The 18,336-nt window shown below is 45.0% G+C and carries 14 protein-coding genes; 1 reads left to right on the top strand and 13 read right to left on the bottom strand.

Annotation, left to right across the window (positions count from 1 at the left end; translation table 11 throughout):
- Nucleotides 1-215: 215 nt before the first annotated feature.
- On the top strand, nt 216-1,724 hold the full coding sequence (locus IT291_07875) for a Fic family protein (GenBank protein MCC6221141.1): 1,509 nt from the start codon (nt 216-218) through the stop codon (nt 1,722-1,724).
- 217 nt (nt 1,725-1,941) lie between these two features.
- Here the strand turns inward: IT291_07875 and IT291_07870 are convergent, their stop codons facing one another.
- From IT291_07870 to IT291_07810, 13 genes are all read right to left on the bottom strand, one after another.
- Entirely contained in the window at nt 1,942-2,679 is a 738-nt protein-coding gene (locus IT291_07870; protein MCC6221140.1) for a hypothetical protein, read from the bottom strand.
- Nucleotides 2,680-2,832: 153 nt separating this feature from the next.
- A complete protein-coding gene (gene xth, locus IT291_07865) occupies nt 2,833-3,618 on the bottom strand; it encodes an exodeoxyribonuclease III (GenBank protein ID MCC6221139.1) in 786 nt (261 codons plus the stop codon).
- 9 nt (nt 3,619-3,627) lie between these two features.
- Nucleotides 3,628-4,041 carry a VOC family protein gene (locus IT291_07860; protein ID MCC6221138.1) on the bottom strand — a complete coding sequence of 138 codons (414 nt, stop codon included), beginning with the start codon at nt 4,039-4,041 and terminating at the stop codon, nt 3,628-3,630.
- Between the two features lie 24 nt (nt 4,042-4,065).
- Entirely contained in the window at nt 4,066-6,873 is a 2,808-nt protein-coding gene (secA, locus tag IT291_07855; GenBank protein MCC6221137.1) for a preprotein translocase subunit SecA, read from the bottom strand.
- Between the two features lie 7 nt (nt 6,874-6,880).
- Nucleotides 6,881-8,056 (bottom strand): DNA photolyase, encoded by a 1,176-nt coding sequence (locus IT291_07850; GenBank protein ID MCC6221136.1) that lies wholly within the window; start codon nt 8,054-8,056, stop codon nt 6,881-6,883.
- Nucleotides 8,057-8,605, bottom strand: a complete 549-nt coding sequence (locus tag IT291_07845; GenBank protein MCC6221135.1) for a hypothetical protein — start codon at nt 8,603-8,605, stop codon at nt 8,057-8,059.
- A gap of 19 nt (nt 8,606-8,624) precedes the next feature.
- On the bottom strand, nt 8,625-9,398 hold the full coding sequence (bioD, locus tag IT291_07840; protein ID MCC6221134.1) for a dethiobiotin synthase: 774 nt from the start codon (nt 9,396-9,398) through the stop codon (nt 8,625-8,627).
- 28 nt (nt 9,399-9,426) lie between these two features.
- Nucleotides 9,427-10,806: an adenosylmethionine--8-amino-7-oxononanoate transaminase gene (bioA, locus tag IT291_07835; GenBank protein MCC6221133.1), complete on the bottom strand. Its 1,380-nt coding sequence runs from the start codon at nt 10,804-10,806 to the stop codon at nt 9,427-9,429.
- Nucleotides 10,807-10,810: 4 nt separating this feature from the next.
- Nucleotides 10,811-11,515: a hypothetical protein gene (locus IT291_07830; GenBank protein MCC6221132.1), complete on the bottom strand. Its 705-nt coding sequence runs from the start codon at nt 11,513-11,515 to the stop codon at nt 10,811-10,813.
- 30 nt (nt 11,516-11,545) lie between these two features.
- Entirely contained in the window at nt 11,546-13,726 is a 2,181-nt protein-coding gene (locus IT291_07825; protein ID MCC6221131.1) for a VWA domain-containing protein, read from the bottom strand.
- 90 nt (nt 13,727-13,816) lie between these two features.
- The gene (locus IT291_07820; protein ID MCC6221130.1) at nt 13,817-14,221 is read right to left on the bottom strand and encodes a peptidylprolyl isomerase; all 405 of its coding nucleotides are present in this window, start codon (nt 14,219-14,221) and stop codon (nt 13,817-13,819) included.
- Nucleotides 14,222-14,403: 182 nt separating this feature from the next.
- Nucleotides 14,404-16,755, bottom strand: coding sequence for a PBP1A family penicillin-binding protein (locus IT291_07815; protein ID MCC6221129.1), 2,352 nt, complete (start codon nt 16,753-16,755; stop codon nt 14,404-14,406).
- 7 nt (nt 16,756-16,762) lie between these two features.
- Nucleotides 16,763-18,322 (bottom strand): DUF4340 domain-containing protein, encoded by a 1,560-nt coding sequence (locus IT291_07810; GenBank protein MCC6221128.1) that lies wholly within the window; start codon nt 18,320-18,322, stop codon nt 16,763-16,765.
- Nucleotides 18,323-18,336: the final 14 nt, after the last annotated feature.

Here is an 18,336-nt window from a genome sequence, read left to right as displayed (position 1 = left end):
TGAGGTGGACCCCATTCTTTAGACAGTGTGGGTACGAGTGGTGCTACCCCGAGGTGTGGGAGTTGTAACGGATCTTCCAGAATTGCCGCATGCATGATTGAGGTGCAACATATATAATATATTTCTTGTGAAATTGCTTGTTTGTAAGTAAATTTCGGGAGAATAGCCTTATTGTAACGATTTTTTTAAAATAGTACCCGTTTTCGAGGATGACTATGGAGATTTGGGGAGAGCAACATCGCCCAGCGGGATATGGTTTTCTTATTGAAAAGCACGGAGTAGATGTTCTTCCCAACTGGCATACTTCTTTTGTCGGCTCCGGTAGCGACTCGCACATCGATACCGAGGATGGACAGGTTAAATCGGTTTTCCCTCGCTCTTACTGGCCGGGAGATTCAACCTGCGACCATTTCGAGTTTGCCCTAAAGTACGATGGGGTTAATTTAGGAATTTTATATGCGCTTTTTGCTATCGTCGACCCAAATGAAGTCGCAACCTGGATAGCTGCAACGCCAAACGGAAAATACTGTAGAAAAATCTGGTTCCTATATGAATTCTTGACTGGCACCAAACTCGCATTACCAGATCTAACCAAAGGCAATTATGTTGAGCTATTGGAGCCCGATCGCTACTTCACTACATCGCCAGGACGAAGCATAAAGCGTCAACGCATAATTGACAATTTGCTTGGCCCAAAAACATTTTGTCCCATAATCCGACGCACAAAAAAGCTCTCGGCGATAGAAGACATTGACTTAGCGAAACGCTTGGAGAATATAGTCTCCTCCTATCCAAGGGAAGTTCTTAGGCGGGCATTGAATTATCTCTACAACAAGGAGACGAAATCCTCATTTGAAATCGAGCACATAAATCCAAGTGCTTCTCGGGCAAAAAAATTCATCGGTCTACTCGAAATGGCAGAGCACAAGGACTTTTGCGAGAAGACCTCGTTGATTAACCTACAAAACCGCATTGTCGATCCGCGATTTTGCGATAGTGACTATAGGATCAAACAAAACTATGTGGGTCAAACCATTTCACACCAAAGAGAGGTTGTTCATTATATCTGTCCAAAGCCCGAAGATCTTAGCAACTTGATGGCGGGGCTATTCACTGCTCACCAATACATGAAAGACGGGGGCGTTTTCCCTATTATTCATGCTGCCGCTGTATCCTATGGTTTCGTCTATATTCACCCATTCGAGGATGGCAATGGCCGTATCCATCGCTTTCTTATCCACAATATCTTATATATGCGTGGCGTCACTCCAAAAGGGCTAATGTTTCCAGTCTCTGCCGCAATGTTAAAGAACCGCTCAGTTTACGATCGTTCACTTGAAGCATTTTCAAAACCCTTATTGAACATACTCGAATACGATCTGGACGATGCAGGCCAAATGAAATTAGCTGGTAAAACTGGGCACTTCTATCGATATATCGACATGACAGCCCAGGCTGAGGCGCTTTCTGATTTTATCCAACTTACCATTGAACAAGAATTAGTGGAGGAGCTCGATTTTCTAAAAAACTACGACGAAACAAAACGCGCTATTCAAGAGATCGTAGACATGCCCGACCGCCTAATCGATCTCTTTATTCAGCTATGCCTCCAAAACAACTTTCGCCTTTCGGTAAAAAAAAGAGAAACGCATTTTTCCTTTTTAAAGGACGATGAGCTTACTCGCCTGGAAACCGCCGTGCGCGAAGGCTACACAAGAGGATGAGCTCTTATTTATTGTAACGAACCACCGTCATGACGCGACAATTCGAGTCTTTCTGAACCAAAAACTGCCTAGCTTTTATACCATTTACAAAAATCCTTTTTGTAAATGGTATAAACAGCAAGCGCGTAAGCACTTGCCAATAAACAACAAATACCGTTTCCAAAAAGTAAAATATTTAACTTACTTTTTGGAAACGGTATAGACATTCCAAACAACATTAAGTTTGGGCTTGCTCAGGCGATATGCCGAATGCGTTATAGATCGATAATACGTTTGCCTTTGCTGTATCAATATTATCTGCGTTACTCAGGGCTGCGTTTACGAGATAGCCGGTAACATCAACTCTTATCTTTTCGTTTGTTCCAAACAGCATTTTCGTAAGTGGATCTATCAAACTAATTATTTCTGGCGACATTGTGTTTGAAAAATCCACTTGGTAAGGGGCTCGCTCTGTTCCATCCACGTTAGCGTATCTAGCGCCACCATCTAAGCCAATATCATATTTACTGCCATCAGCTAACTCGAGTTGAAACTTTTCGTCTATTACTCCACAGTTCTGCAACAACTCACGAACCCCATCGCGAGCAATCTGATCAGCATGTTTGCCAAACTTAATACTGCCTAGCACAGAATCGCCGAAGATCTTTACCACGGTACTAATAATTGGACCAACGACCGGAATCTTGTTTGCAACAAACGCCAATACAGTAGGAATCGAAGAAACGCCAGGTTGCTGATTCAACCTCTTCGCTATATCTCCACCCTCCGCAATCTTTTGACCCAACAAATTACTCAACGCCGATAGGTCGTTAAACCCACTACCCCCTACGCTAGAGGCTTTGGAGCTCTGCTGCGTTGCAGACGAAGCGGAAGAAGCAGAGCAAGAACATTTAATGATCCTGCCATGATAACCTCTCGTGAAAACATTGGAAGCGCTATTTACATCGCTAATCATTTCGCAGTTACCCCCCATTTTTTACAGTTACTACGTTTCCAAAAAGTAAAATATTTAAGTTACTTTTTGGAAACGGTATATGATTATCGGATTTGTTTTAGAACATGTACCAAAATCTTTGGCTTTTTTTGGGATCGAGCAATAAAAAATACTTCAAAACAGTTCTAGCAAAATAGGGCAGTGATCAGAACCAGGCACTGAGTCCAGTATTTGAGCCCTTTTAACTTTAGAGCTTAAGCTCTCAGAAACAAAAAAATAATCAATTCTCCAGCCCAAGTTCTTCCTCCTAGCCCCAGCCCTGTAACTCCACCAAGTATAGCGCTTATCGACAAGCCCATTTACAAGTCGAAAAGTATCGACAAAACCAAGCGATACAAACCTATCCATCCACTCCCTCTCCTCGGGAAGAAAACCTGAGAGCTTTTTCTTCTCAGCCTCTCGCGGGTGATGAATATCTATATCCTTATGGCAAATATTAAAGTCACCACACAAGACGAGTCTCTTGCGAACCGAACTCTCTAACCCTGCCAAGTGATCGCAAAGTGCTTCCAAAAATTTATACTTAACTTCCTGCCTAACATCCCCCATCGTGCCAGAAGGAATATAGATGTTATATAGCGAAAATTTTTCATGCGCCGTAATGACAAAACGTCCCTCCGCATCAAACTCGCAGACTCCAATGCCATACTTTACGTCACTTATTTTTTTTGAATGGGCTTTCTTGACATAAGTAGCCACTCCTGAATAGCCCTTTTTTTCTGCGCTGGAAAAATAAATCTCGTAACCGTCATGCACATCAGGCCACTCTTGTTCCTGAGACTGGCCAATCTTAGTCTCCTGAATACACAAAATATCTGGCCCCTCTTTTTCAAGAAAGTCATTAAACCCCTTGCCAAAGATCGCCCGCAATCCATTTACGTTCCAGGATATTAGTTTCACAACGCCCTTTTAAATCCCTTCCTGTCTCAACATGTCATAGCGCTCAGTAACCCTTATATAAAAACCAAAGGGATCTACTATCCGAAAATCCTTCTTGCCCCATGGCCGAACTTTTAAATCGGCAACTATTTCCACCACATTTGACTTAAGCTGCTCGTAATAGCTATCAATTTCCTCAACGGGAAAAACGATTTCTACGCCAAAACCACGCGGTGTATTTGGAGGAAAAGCAGAAAAATGCGAGTGATTGACGACGCTAGGACTGCCGCCATAAAAGTTAATTATGCTATTACCTCGACGAAGAACCAAATAATTAGCTTCTCTTCGCACTTCGCGAAATCCAAGCTTGCCATAAAAATCAATCGCAGCGACGAAATCCGGAACGTGAAGTTCTACAAATATATCGGTGCATAGACCCACCATATTTCACTATGTTGCGCGCAACTCCTAACGCCTAGCCTTCTTTCGAGATTCCTTAGCCATTTTGTTTTTCTTGCGCTTTGCCTCCTTTGCCTGAGCCGACACTGACGATAACTGCATCGAACTGGTCGGCAGACCTGCCGACCGCAGGTCTGTCTCGTCCGCCGGTGCTCCACTCGCTTTGCTGACTGCTTGTTGCCTCCTCCTCTGATGGCGATTTAGGTGAGAAACTTCTTTTCCAGCTGCCTTTTCTCCCTTCCCCATTTCCTGCCCCTCGCCAACGACGCTTTCGTGCATGGTAGTTAAACGAGCCTCGCGTTTTTTTTGCATTTCATGTTCAGCCTCCTCCCTAGCAGCAATCTCATCTCCAGTGGGAAGCTCGCTTAACATCACATTTTGCACTACCGAAACATAAACAGAACTCATCATGGAGCTAAAAAGCTCTAACGCCTCGCGCTGATATTCATGCAGCGGATTCCTTTGACCATAACCTCGCAAATTAATTCCTTCCTTGAGGTGATCCATGGATGCTAAATGTTCTTTCCAGAAATAATCTATAGAATGCAAATAAACGAACCGACAAAACTGCAACATGCGCTCCTCGCCTAGCAGTTTTTTTCGTTCCTCATAGCGACGCGTAGCAGCTGCGCGCATCGTGTCAAATATCTCCTGAGCTAATTCCTTGCCAGCACCAGTTGCCTTCTCGACAAAATCCTCGATAGAAAGCTTTTCCCCAAACACGCTCTCAAAAGCTACAAACATTCCAGCCACATCCCATTCAACGGTAGATTTTTTCTCATCCACCCGCGTCAACACGAGATCCTCCACTACATCCTCAATAGCTTCCCTTAAATCCTGCTCGACGCCTTCATTGCCGAGAATTTTTCGACGCTTAGCGTATATAACCTCTCGCTGCTTATTCATCACATCATCGTACTCAAGAAGGTGCTTGCGGATTTCAAAATGATGAGCTTCAACCTTTTTCTGTGCATTTTCAATTGCACGCGCAACTATCGTACCTTCTATGGCGTCGTCTTCAGCCATCCCAACGCGCGTCATAATGGCCTGCATCCTCTCCCCACCAAAACGCTTCATTAGATCGTCCTCAAGAGATACGTAAAAGCGAGAACTCCCAGCATCGCCCTGTCGGCCTGAACGACCTCGCAATTGATTGTCTATGCGTCGGCTTTCGTGTCGCTCAGTTCCCAACACATGCAAGCCCCCTGCGGCTAACACCTCCGCTCTTTCCTTGGCGCAAATCTCTACATAACTGGCTAACTCAGCTTCGTATTTCGTCTCATCCTCCTCCCGCTTAACCTCTACAAGAAATGCCGGATTGCCCCCTAATACTATGTCAGTTCCTCGCCCAGCCATGTTGGTGGAAATAGTCACTGCTCCACGTCTTCCGGCTTGAGCTACAATCGCTGCTTCTCTTTCATGCTGCTTTGCATTTAGCACGTGATGCCTAACGCCACGCTCCGAAAGCAACTTACTAAGGGCCTCAGATTTTGCAATGCTAGCAGTTCCCACCAAAACTGGCTGGCCGCGCTTACTGCAATCGACAATCTCGTCACATACTGCCTTAAATTTCCCCTTCTCAGCACAAAAGACCACATCCGAGTTATCCGTTCTAATCATTGGCATATTGGTAGGAATAATAACCACGTCGAGGTTGTAAATCTTTTTAAACTCAACTGCCTCGGTATCCGCCGTTCCAGTCATTCCAGCTAACTTTTCATACATTCTAAAATAATTCTGAAAAGTAATGGTAGCTAGCGTCTGATTCTCCTGTCGAATATGCACCTTTTCCTTTGCCTCAATAGCTTGGTGCAAACCATCTGACCAGCGCCTTCCACTCATCAACCTTCCCGTAAATTCATCTACAATTATGATCTGTCCATTTTGGACGACGTAATCCACATCGCGATGCATAGACACATGCGCCTTAAGCGCATTATTAACGTGGTGAAGCATGTCGATATTTCTAGGATCGTAGAGGTTATCAACCTGCAACAACTCTTCGACTACCTTTACACCCGCATCGCTAAGCAATACTTGTTTGCTCTTGGGTTCGACCGTAAAATGCTCATCTTGCTTGAGGTGTTTTACGATCTTGTCTGCAATATGGTAATGCTCCGTAGGCTTTTCGCTCGGTCCAGAAATAATTAGAGGAGTTCTTGCTTCATCGATTAAAATCGAATCGACCTCATCTACAATGGCATAGCAATGCTTGCGCTGAACCATTTCCCCCAGTTCGAGCTTCATGTTATCGCGCAAATAATCAAAGCCAAACTCGTTATTCTGCCCATACGTAATATCGGAGCCATAAGCTACCTGGCGACTTAGGTGCCCCTGGGAATGAACGACCACACCTGTACTAAGTCCTAAAAACGAATAAATCCCTCCCATCCATTCAGCATCGCGCTTGGCCAAGTAATCATTAACGGTTACTACATGCACGCCCTTGCCACTAAGTGCGTTCAAATAAACTGGAAGTGTGGCACAAAGAGTCTTTCCCTCACCAGTTTTCATCTCCGCAATCTTGCCTTCATGTAAAACTATGCCACCAAGAATTTGAACATCGAAATGTCGCATTCCTAACACGCGAACCGATACCTCCCGAACGACTGCAAATGCTTCAGGCAAGAGCTCATCGAGCGTTGCACCGCGATCTAATCGCTCCTTAAACTTCCCCGTGCACCTGCGCAAGTCTTCATCGCTAAGGCCCTTCATCTTTGGCTCAAGATCCGACACGCGACTAACGAGCGGCCACATGCGCTTTAATTCTCTTTCATTCCGACTCCCAAAAACTTTAGTCAGTATTCTTTGTAACACTTTCTCCTCACTTGCTTCCTACTGCGCCCAATGTACACAGCTCTTCTGCAGACTTTGCCGAAAACAGCTCCTTAAGTTCTTGCTTAACGGCCGGTGGAGAACCAGCAATTTTTTTCCACGCTAAGGAGCTTTCCATGCACATGTAGACGGGCAAATTTGCATTTATGCTCTTTAGCTCACGCCAAACAAAGTCTAACATCTGAAACCTAAGCGGCTGAATATAGCGAAGTTTCCCATCACTTGCCAAAAACTGCTCTCCAAAAGGAATTTTGCTATCAGGGAAACGGCGCATCATTATTTCCTGCATATCGCGCTTATAACGCAGCGGCGCAATACTAATCCAGGCTATGTCTTGCCACCTAATATACTGAAATATCTCGCTTATTACCTCTCGGTATGCATCCTTAAACCCCTCAAAATATATTAGCGGATCGAAGTGAAAACCAACCTTGTATCCAGCATCGGCGATTTTTTTTGCAGCTAGTATGCGCTCACCGAGCGAGGCCGTAAAGGCTTCATCGTTTTCCGTAATTCTGCGAGCATTTACCGACCAGGATACTATAGTTTTCCCCTTATGCTCATTAGCCAGCTTGAGCAAGTTACCTATAGACGCCGTTTTTGTTTTGAGTTCCAAAGTGGCACTTGGCAAGCGGGCAAAAAACGGCACCAAGTCGAGTGTTAAGTCAGTGAGTTCATCCCAGACTAAACTATCCATTACCTCACCCGTGCAAATGCGAATATTGCGCCCTCTAAAATCCCTAACCCTGCGCTCTACCTGACCAAGCATATCGCCAATATTGGTATAGATTTTCATGCTGGGATTTAGACGCAAATAGGATTGCAAAAAGCAATACGTGCAATCGAGAGGACATCCCTCGCCAGGATTTAGCGTCCATAAATTGCAGCAAACGTGCTGTTTAGTGCCAGGGCAAGGCTCTAGCCACTCACCAAAATACCTGCGAAGAAGCAACGTGCGCTTTCCCAACGTAAAAACGTCACTGCTTTCTCCCAGCAAGTTCTTCGAATCGACAAAACCACGACCCACGCTTGCAGCTAGTGGATCGCCGCGCTCGCTAAAATCAATAACTTTAGCGTCGGGCAATTTAGATAACAGCCGCTTTGTCATGGCATCATCTCTTGCCTCGTCGGAGACACAAATCGTGGTGGGCCAATAGGATTGCATCTAAATAAGCCCTTCCCCTTCTAACAAAAGAAACATCCGCTCTAAAGACGCGTGATTGGACATATCGGAAAGTTTTTGGCCAATTGCCAACAACTCCTCTTTACTTCTTGCGCTAATAGTTAAGTTGATAGAATCACCCTCGCAATCGTGAGGATAATCTACTTTAATTCCATAACTCCTAACCAACTCTAGCTTGCACTGCTCTAAGCTTTCTATAGTTCTAGCCTTTAGCGGGTACCTAAGCCGTTCCAAAAACTGCCTCACAACTCTTTGCTTATCCTTAGCATTGCCTGACAGACGAGATAGCAAGGCGACAAAATCCTCACGTGTAAAGAGCTCGACTAACTTAATTCCATCTCTACAACATACCTCATCCGCTAACCTAAGAATCTCGCGCAATGCATTCGCACTCGGCCTTAAAATTTCACTTAAACTAGCAACGACATCGCTCTCATCTGGACTCATCGCCTCAAGGCGTTGACGCAAACACGCATCGTTAACGCACTTTTCTGCAATAAACGCTGCCAATATTTTAGTGGAATCCTTCACAATGAAACGAACACTGCCCCTATCTATACACTTCGCTACTCTTAGCCTTAGCGCAAATAAGTTCTGCCAATGGCCCCACAACCCCACTCAGACGATGTACCTTTTCCGGCGACCCAAGCGGCAATCCACCAGAAATGTAAGGCAAATAACATATTTCTTTTATGCCATAAAGATGCGCGATTTTGGCCAAAGAAACTCTATTGGTAAGAAGAGCCTCATCATGTTGAGTTAAATCCCCACTTCCTTCGCTGAATAAATCATTAAAAACATACCCTATTACGTCTAGGTTTTTATTGCGGCAGACTTCAAAAGTTAGGGCAGCATGATTTAGGCACCCGAGCCTTGAACCAACAACAATTATTATACTCATATTGCATTGCTTAGCTAACTGAGCATAATTGCATTCCCACGATAATGGCACCAACAAGCCACCGGCCCCCTCCACTACTAATACATCAAACTTACTGGCAAACCTTTCGATTCTTTTTTTAACCAACTCAACATCTATTTTTACACCGTCTTTGTCAGCCGCAACTGCTGGGGCTAGTGCTTTTCTAAACTTATAGAAGACTACATCTTCAAGCGACTGGTTACTATTTGCAAAACTGCACAAAATATTAGCATCTCCTGCAACCAACTCGCCGCTGTCTCCAGTCGCACAACCAGTCTCCACTGGCTTAAAGGCCGCAACTCTTAAATTATTCCGCACCAAGGACGAAAGCAGTAGTGCAGTTAGAAACGTTTTTCCAACAGCAGTATCAGTGCCAGTAATCAATACACTAGGTGCTTTCACTATAAGTATTCACAAGTAGACAACGCTATCAGCCTAACTCTAACTCAATCGCCTCAACTGTAACCTCCACCAAGCGCTTAAGTTCCTCTCTACCCATAGCTACCGCTGGCATTAACACAAGAACATTGCCTAAAGGTCTAATAACCACTCCAAGCTCCCTAGCTCGCCTCACTACCTTCCAACACGCAAGAGCTTCTGGCGGATAGGGTTTTCTTTCGCCCACACCTTGCGTAAGTTCAATCCCCACCATAAATCCAAACGAACGCACCTCATCTACATGCTTTAACGTGGATAGTGAGTCCGATAGCAAACTACTAAAATATTCGACATTGGACTTAATTTTCCCCAATAAGTCCCGCTTGCGAAATAACTCCAAATTAACCTTAGCGACATGCGCGGCTAAAGGATTGCCTGCAAAAGTCTGTCCATAAAAGAATGTCTTAAAATCTTCCACTGGAGCAACAAAGCCATTAAAAATTTGCTCTGTAGCAGCGACCGCCGAAATGGGAAGATATCCCCCACTAAGGCCCTTACCTAAGACTAGCAAGTCGGGCAAAACGCCCGCACAGTTAACTGCAAACATTTCTCCGGTCTTGCCAAAACCAGTCGCCACCTCATCTGCAATGAGGAACACATCATGCTTCTTACATAAACTAGCTACCTCGCGCAGATATTCAGCTGGATGAATCCACATGCCAGCAGCTCCCTGCACCAAAGGTTCTATAATAAACGCCGCAATCTCATTGGCATGATTATCAAAAAGCGAATTCAATACAGACAGACTCGCTTCCAAAGCATCCTCTGCGGACATCGACTCAAAAAACCTAAAGACATGCGGTGCAGGCACGGTAAACGATTGAACCGCAAGAGGTTTTAGAGAGCTGTGCATCAACTCGTTAAAACCGACATTTAGTGCACCTAAAGTGTCTCCATGATAAGCATTGACCAGGGATGCGAAACGCTTCTTTTTACGAGCGACCGGCGAATTTTGTTTTTGCCACCATTCAAAAGCCATGCGCAAGGAAGCCTCGACGGCAGTGGAGCCACTATCGGCATAAAATACTCTACTAAGATTGCTAGGCGTCCACTTAAGCAACTCCTCCGTAAGTTCTAATATAGGAACATGCGCAAGGCCTAAGAGTGTCGAGTGACAGAGTTTTTCGCATTGACTCTTAATCGCCTCAACTAATTCCGGATCGGAGTGTCCATGAATATTGCACCAAAGAGACGAAACGCCATCCAAATATTTTTTGCCATCAACGTCAACTAGCTCAAATCCCCTTGCGCTATCCACTATTAGTGGGCAATCAAACTTGGAATACAGTCTATATTGAGTGAAGGGGTGCCAAAGATGCTCTAAATCGATTCTCTCTAAATCTTTGCTTTGCAAAGTTCCGACGTGAAACATACAACTACCTCATGCGCTTGTTCTGCTCTTCTTCCTCCTCTGCGAGCATAGCATTGTGCTTGTCATACAGTTGAGCATACTCGATGTCGAGCGCGTCATAAGCGTGCTTTAAGTCGATAAACTGTTGGTTAATCACTGATGTTTGTTCAGTATACCATTCTATTTTTTGTTGAATCTCGACTAGCTCTGCCTTAACTTTAACCATGCGGTCCACCGCTTCCTGGCAATGCTCCAGTTCTTCTATGAGTTGATCAACTCGATTGTGAATCTTATTCAACTGCCCTACTAACTCTGCGTTTCGCTTGCGTATGTCGTTTTCCTGAGTTCGCAACATATCTATCTCACGAGCTGCTTCGAGCGCACTGGCCTCTAACTCGCGATCGACTTCCTCTAATTCCCTAAGCCGTGCCTCGCCGGCGTCAAACTCAGCTTGCGTAATTGTAACCTTTGCCTGCTCGCCACGAATTTGCTCCTCAAACTTAGTTACCTCCTCACAAGTTCTGTCATATTCGTCCTTAGGAATAAACCCTAAGGCCAAACGCCCCAACTCATCCAGAACCTCCTTCTTTTTATTAATCTCCTCGTTTAAAACAGCAATATTCCCCTTTACTACTCTGAGATTAGAAGCATGATTTAATTGCAGGTACATAAATACACCCACCACGAGACCCGCAAACATCAACACTATCACTATTATCGCAAAGATCATGGCTACCTACTCATAACTATCTCGCATACATCAATTGTCCAGCTCGCTGTCATCCTCTGGACTAGACTCCGCAGCAGAGGAACTTAAATTTTCACTCAGCCCATCAACAGACTCATGGCTACCATTTCCCGCCTCATCGCTCCTTGCGTTCTCCATAAGTTGTCCATTTTCCACACCACCTATACCGTCAATCTTAAGCATATCCAAATCTTCTTGCGTCGGCTCTCTGCGATCTCGCGATGCCTGCCCTCTTAGCGTGTTAAGCTTCTCCGTCCATCGCTGAGGAACTACATACGGAGATAAACTCTCTATCCTATGCTTTGTTGATGAGGCTCGCTTAAACGAAAAGTAACCAAGTGCGCCAGCCCAAGAAACTGCATACGCAAAGCCGATTAGATAGCCCACCATCCCACTATAGTCGGTAGTGGAAACTTTTTCTCGTTCGGGCTCGACATCATATTTTAGCTCATTGCTGGTCGAGGTTATGCTAGCACGCGTTTTTGAAACCCCCTTTAATGCCGCCCGAATCTTGTAGTTTCCAGGTGGCAACGAAGTGGCTTCCGCATAATAAACCCCCTTTTTTTCCTCGTCCTCTTCTAGCTCCAACTCCAAAGCCTTTTCCTTTTTACCTTGGCTTGCTATTAGCTTCACGCTTACATTTTTTAGTTCATTAGCCTGTTTCGCGAGAACTATTCGGAATCGCTCCACTGCAAGTTTCGAATCTGCTGCATCTAAGAACAACTTGACCAATGACTCACGAACGACAAAGGGAATCTGTTGCTGCCTAGTAAATGTCGGCGATGTTACCCCAATTAGCGCCTTGTAATCGCCTGGAGTTTTTAGCTCAATCACTGTAGAAAAAATTTTGTCTCCCGCCTTTGAATCTCCATTTCTTCCCTCATCGCTAAAACCCCCACTACTAACCACCTGACCAGTAGAAACATTTACAATTTTGTAACTATAAAAAGTTACTTCTTCCAATCCTGGCGAAGAAAATAATTCTCCTTTTTCCGTCAATCGAATCGCTACTAGATTTTCATCGCCCACCTCCAAGCTCCGACTAGGCCAATCTACTTGCAAAGCAATATCCGTGAGCAATGTAGCATAGCCCTCCGGCGATTCGACGCCGCGCACTCGCCACTGCCCGGGCAAAGGAGACTTAATAGTAACGACGTCGTAAAGTTTGCCCTTAAACCACTTGAGTGTCGCAGGTAGAGAAGCTGGCGAAATACTCTCGCCACTTGGATCTATCAAGGAAATTTGGACACCCGCTGTCTTATGAGTAATAAAAAAAGTCGCTTCTTCAACATGACTATCTATCTCAAAACCCTCGCCTTGCAAGGGAACGAGCTGTGGCTTCTTGAGAACCAAGAACAAATCGGAAAATTTTAGGTGAATCGTATCCACATCTGGAGCGAACCAATGTTGACCATCGGTCTCTAGCGCAATCTTTTCTAAGAGGTTTTTATCGGCCTCTCCACTAAGCGCTAAGGTATAAAGCTTAACGCCTTTCTTCTTATAAGCTGTCAAATCCTCGCTAAATAGCTTTCTGGTTAGCTCCGCCGCACTGCCTTGTTCGGGATGAGGATCCATCTTGCCATCGCTTAAAAGAACAACGCACTTTACGACCCCTCCCCGCCCTCGCTCATCCAATAATTGCAGCGCCTGGGATACCGGATACTCTAAATTAGTAAAACCTCCTTCCGTTGAAATGGAATCTATGGCTTGGTCAAAAGAAGTTAAGTTTCCAGGATCAACGCTCATAAAATCGTATACGACCTTTGCGTCTTTATCAAAAGCAATGACCGCCAAGCGATCTTCAGCTCTTAAGAAACGAGAAAACAGCTTTGCCCCTTGGTCGCGCAAACGCTTTGGGTCGGTCCTAGTCATGCTGCGAGAAGCGTCTAAAATTAACACAGCGTCGATCTCGGCAACTTCGCTTATTGCTTGGTCAAATTTTCTATGATTTATTTGCCTGTCAACACCAAAAACGCTGCTTGCCTTTACCTTTCGAAATTTTTTCTGGCGACTCTTATCTTTCGACACATCGCCGCGTTTTCCTTCGCCCTCGCCAGCGCCTTGGGTTGCCGTGTCATTGTCATCGGATAGAGCTTCTTCCGTGCTGTGCTCACTCTCCTCCTCGCTCCAAACAGGCAAGGCGAAAGCAAAGTAAAAGCTAATAAAAAGCAATGCAAAAGTCGCTCTAAACATACTAATGCGCGATGCTATGCTATATTTTCTTGTCGTTGGATAGGACATATACTTAAAAAAACTGACCACTCGATTCCCTGGATAAAAGAATTAAGGAAATTGAACCTCCAATATCTTGTCGCCCTGCCGCAATTTTTCAGCGTTTTCCATGCCACTTATTACCTGCGCAAAAACAGTATATAGCCCATCGAGATGCGGAGCTAAGCTAAAGCAAATATAAAACTGGCTTCCGTTAGATAGGCGCTCCGGATTAACCTCGCTCGGCAACCGAGCCATTCCCAACGTGCCGCGCCGATGCTTAAGCACAGAAGAATGCTCGGGTGGCAATCCATATCCAGGGCCGCCTTTACCGTTACCTTGCGGATCCCCTCCTTGAATGACGAAATCAGGCACATAGCGATGAAAGGTTAGATTTTCGTAAAATCTCTTCTTTCCCAGATACTCAAAATTACGAACCGTTATTGGCGCCTCCTCTCTATAAAACTCGATCTCGATATTTCCTTTGGAGGTAAGCAACAAAGCGCGATGTGGCAACTGAGCGACCTGAACCGGCAAGCTAAACGGCAGTTTTTCTTCCTGAGCCTGACAGGTTTGCCAAAGGGAAGGTGCGACTTGAAAACAAGCTAGGAAAAAAAACCAAGAGATAGGAGACCTACCCCAACCACTTTTGTAAATCTTCAAAACTCTTCACCAGAAAGATAATCGCGTGGAATTTCTATATCCTCTCCGCTTGAGCGTGGTTCAGTTCCACTTTTAAAATATTCTATAAAAGCGTCTTCGCTATTCTGCGAAGCCAACCTTCCAGATGACAAGTGAATGGGAATGGGTATTACTCCACTTGGAATATCAAAATCCAGCGGAAGCTCATCAGCCAAAAAATCCTCCATAAAATGGAGAAAAATTGGGGCTGCTGCTTTTCCGCCGGTTTCTAATCGACCAATAGTACGCTTCACGTCAAACCCAACCCAAACGCCTCCAACCCACTCAGGAGTATATCCTATGAACCAAGCATCCATTTGCTCGTTCGTAGTTCCCGTCTTGCCTGCAACTGGCTTACCCAAGCTCTTTACTACTTGAGCCGTGCCGCGTTCCACCACTCCCTTCATCATATTAGCCATTAAGAAGGCATCGTTTTCATCAATAACACGCTTCTGCGCAGGACGCTTCTCAAAAATAACGTTCTCGTGGCGATCTTTGATGGATTTTATAATTAATTGATCTGCCAGCCATCCTCCGCTTGCAAAAGCTCCATATGCCCTAACTAATTCAATCAATGAAACTTCCGCCGTCCCGAGCGAGATAGACATCTCTCTAGGGATAGGAGTTGTGATACCAAGCGATCGAGCCGTCTCGATAACAGCATCTACTCCTACTTTTCTCAGAAGATATACAGATACCACGTTTCGACTTCTCTGAAGCGCTGTTCGCAATGTTATCGGACCCAAAAATTTGCGATCGTAATTGCTTGGACTCCAAATCTGCCCATTTCCGCCCATTAAACTGATAGGAGAATCGGGCACAAGAGTGGCGGGGGTATAATTAAGCCGCGAAACAGCAGCCAAATATATAACTGGCTTAAAGGCAGAACCTGGCTGCCTTAATGCTTGAGTTGCTCGATTAAACTGACTGCGCGAGAAATCATATCCACCAACAATTACCTTAACCTCACCAGTTAATGCGTTAGCGACGACAAATGCTCCTTCGATATCGGGAGTCTGGGAAATTTCAAACTCCCTCGCACTCACAGCCGAAGTTTTTCCACCTTCTGGATCGGGCTTCTTTAGCAATACTTCGATTACATGGCCGGGCTTTAAATAGCGGTTTAGACTTATAGAAGTTACGCGATCGTCATCTGTACGCAATCTATTGGCCCAGGAAGCATCCTTGAGATTAATTTTCCCCTTATGGTCGCCAACCTGAACATCTATTTCCTGGGCCCCTACGCTAGCAACAATTGCTCTATAAATCTGCCCTTCTTCGATGCTTCCCCCATTGCCAGCAATTTGACTATCTAATAAATCACCGACCTCTCCCGGATCAATCTTAGCAAGTGGGCCACGCCATCCACGACGGCGATCGACCTCGCGCAAACCTTCCCGAACAACTCTTTCGGCAACTCTATGGGCGGGCAAATCCGCTGTAGTGTAGACATTGAACCCTCCTGGATTGAGCAGTTTTCGCCCGAGCTGCTCTTCCAATAATTTAACGACATGCGAAACGAAATAAGGTGCATCGAAGATGCGCTGATTATCGGGGGCGTATAGTTGGATTTTTTCCTCAATTGCTTGAGCATGCTCATAGGAAGTAATAAATCTATGCCTCAACATCTGGCGCAAAACGTATTGTTGCCGCTCCAAAGCTTCTTTGCGGTTTTCTGGTCGAGATAAATAACTTGGTCGCTGAGGCAGAGCAGCTAGATAGGCCGCTTCGGCAAGGGAAATATCGGAAAGATCTTTGTGAAACAAAACTTGCGCCGCAGCTTTAACGCCATAGGCAGTAGAACCAAGGAAAACTTCGTTTAAGTAGATAGAAAATATTTCATCTTTAGTAAGCGCCTGCTCTAAGCGATACGATAGAATCGCTTCCTTGGCCTTTCGCTCATAGGTTTTTTCTCTGCTTAACAACAAGGACTTGACTACCTGCTGAGTAATCGTAGAAGCTCCCTGCCGATGGGCCTGATGCCTAAGGTTTACTAACAAAGCCCTGGCGATGCTGATAATATCTATTCCAGGATGCTCATAGAAATTAGCATCCTCTGCCGCCAAAAAAGCATGGCGAACAACCTCCGGAATGTCCTTAAACTCTACCGGATAGCGACGCTCATCATAAACTTCGCCAATTAAGACTCCTTCAGAGGAATAAATCGAAGTAACAGATTTAGGCTGATAGTCACCAATTCTCTCAATTCGCGGCAAATCTCTGGTAAGCTTGAAATAGACATACAATCCTCCACCTAATCCAACTATAACCCCTATAACAACCGTAGCGCCTACGAGAAAAACTAGGAACTTAAAAAAAGCGCGAACCATTTATCGACTACGAAGCGCTTCCGCTGCCTAAAAAGTGAGTAAGGGTTTTGTCTAAAGAACTCAGAGTAATAGCATCTACGACAAAGACCAAAGGCTCTTGGCCGCTTACTTCTATAGCAGCATGTCGTGGTGCCTGCGATGACGACCCCGTCTGCCTTGCTGCCTCACCTAAAGTATTAAAACTCTTAGTCACTAACGATTCACCAACCTCAGAACCAACGACAATTCTCTTCCTTATGCTCTGCTGTTGATTCCCCATTAACAAAGAAATCTCAAAATTTGGCTTATCAAACCCAGCAATATCCTGTTTAATACTTCCACCCGGCAAGTAAAACAATACCTTAGCCTCTTTTATAGAATTAAACCAATCCTGCATTAGCCGATCATTAACGCGCAGACCCTTCGATTTTTCGCTTAATATCTCCCAATAAACTTCGCTCGCATTAACTACCTTACCAAAGGCTAAAAATTTGTCCGCTTCATGGTTATGGCCGATGGCGATTTCAGTTACATTGTCAAAATCCAGATCCGCAAATGGAGCTTTATCCCAAAAGTGCATGGCATCTTGCATAAGACCATTTGGAAACCTTTTTGCTAGCTTATATACAGTACTCACTCCCTCAAGCTGTAGGTAATAGTTGTTCTCAGTTAACGCGCTAGCTTCGCTCAATTCCGCGCCAACAGCAGTTCCTACCGATCCAAACTTTGCGTTAACGACGCCATCAGATGTAACAATTTTAACTCTCGCATACGGCTCTCGCAAACCGTAAGTGTCCAGGTTAGGGTTAGGTCGATCGATAAATTCCGCCACATGGACTGCTAGCAAATCGCTAAAAACATCCTTCACAGCAGCCTGATCCACCTTCTTAGCAGCAACCTCGCCACCAAACTTCCACTCCCCTTGATCATTCACATTATTAGCTCTGTCTGCATTAACAAATACGAGCTCCAAACCTCCTCCTGCCCTAACAATGGATAAACCTCTAACATCAGATGGATTAAACGCTACAGGAGTCCTGTCTCTCAGTTCAAAGGGCGTTTTCTTTAAATCTACAAAACTGTCGTCGCTAACCATAACGACGCGATTTTCGCCTTGAATTTGCGCATATCGCCTAGAAGTTAAAGAATGCTTGTTCCCAAATAATACCTCATGCTCGCCAGCTTTATCCACAAAACGCAACTTCATCGCCGGTCGATCTAAGCCCATAGCAGCGACATCATTAGCAGCAGAGCTGTTATCGATCGAATTAAAGCTCTGCAAAGAGGTAATGGCGTTAAGAACAGCTTTTACGCTAATTTCATCGGTGGGTGCAGATAGGGGCTCCAGCACTGCAATTCTTTGGTTCGCACTATCCGTTACTAAAAAAGCGTACGAAACGTTGCCGTGCTCGACGTGCACTCGGCTAATCTCCTTTGCCTCTAGCCCAGGGAAGAGTATTTGCGGCTTATCCTCCGAGGAACCGACCCCTCGACCAGATCCTCTTGAACCACCTATCTCGAAATTAATGACATACAAGCCGCCCACAACCAGAAATAACGCCATCAACAATGTCTTTGTAAATGTCATACACTAACCCTAGA

This window comes from Deltaproteobacteria bacterium (genome assembly GCA_020845775.1).
In the GTDB taxonomy this organism is placed as follows: Bacteria; Bdellovibrionota_C; UBA2361; order SZUA-149; family JADLFC01; genus JADLFC01.
Note: the sequence above shows the minus strand (reverse complement) of the source record. Positions and strands in the feature narration are given on the sequence as shown.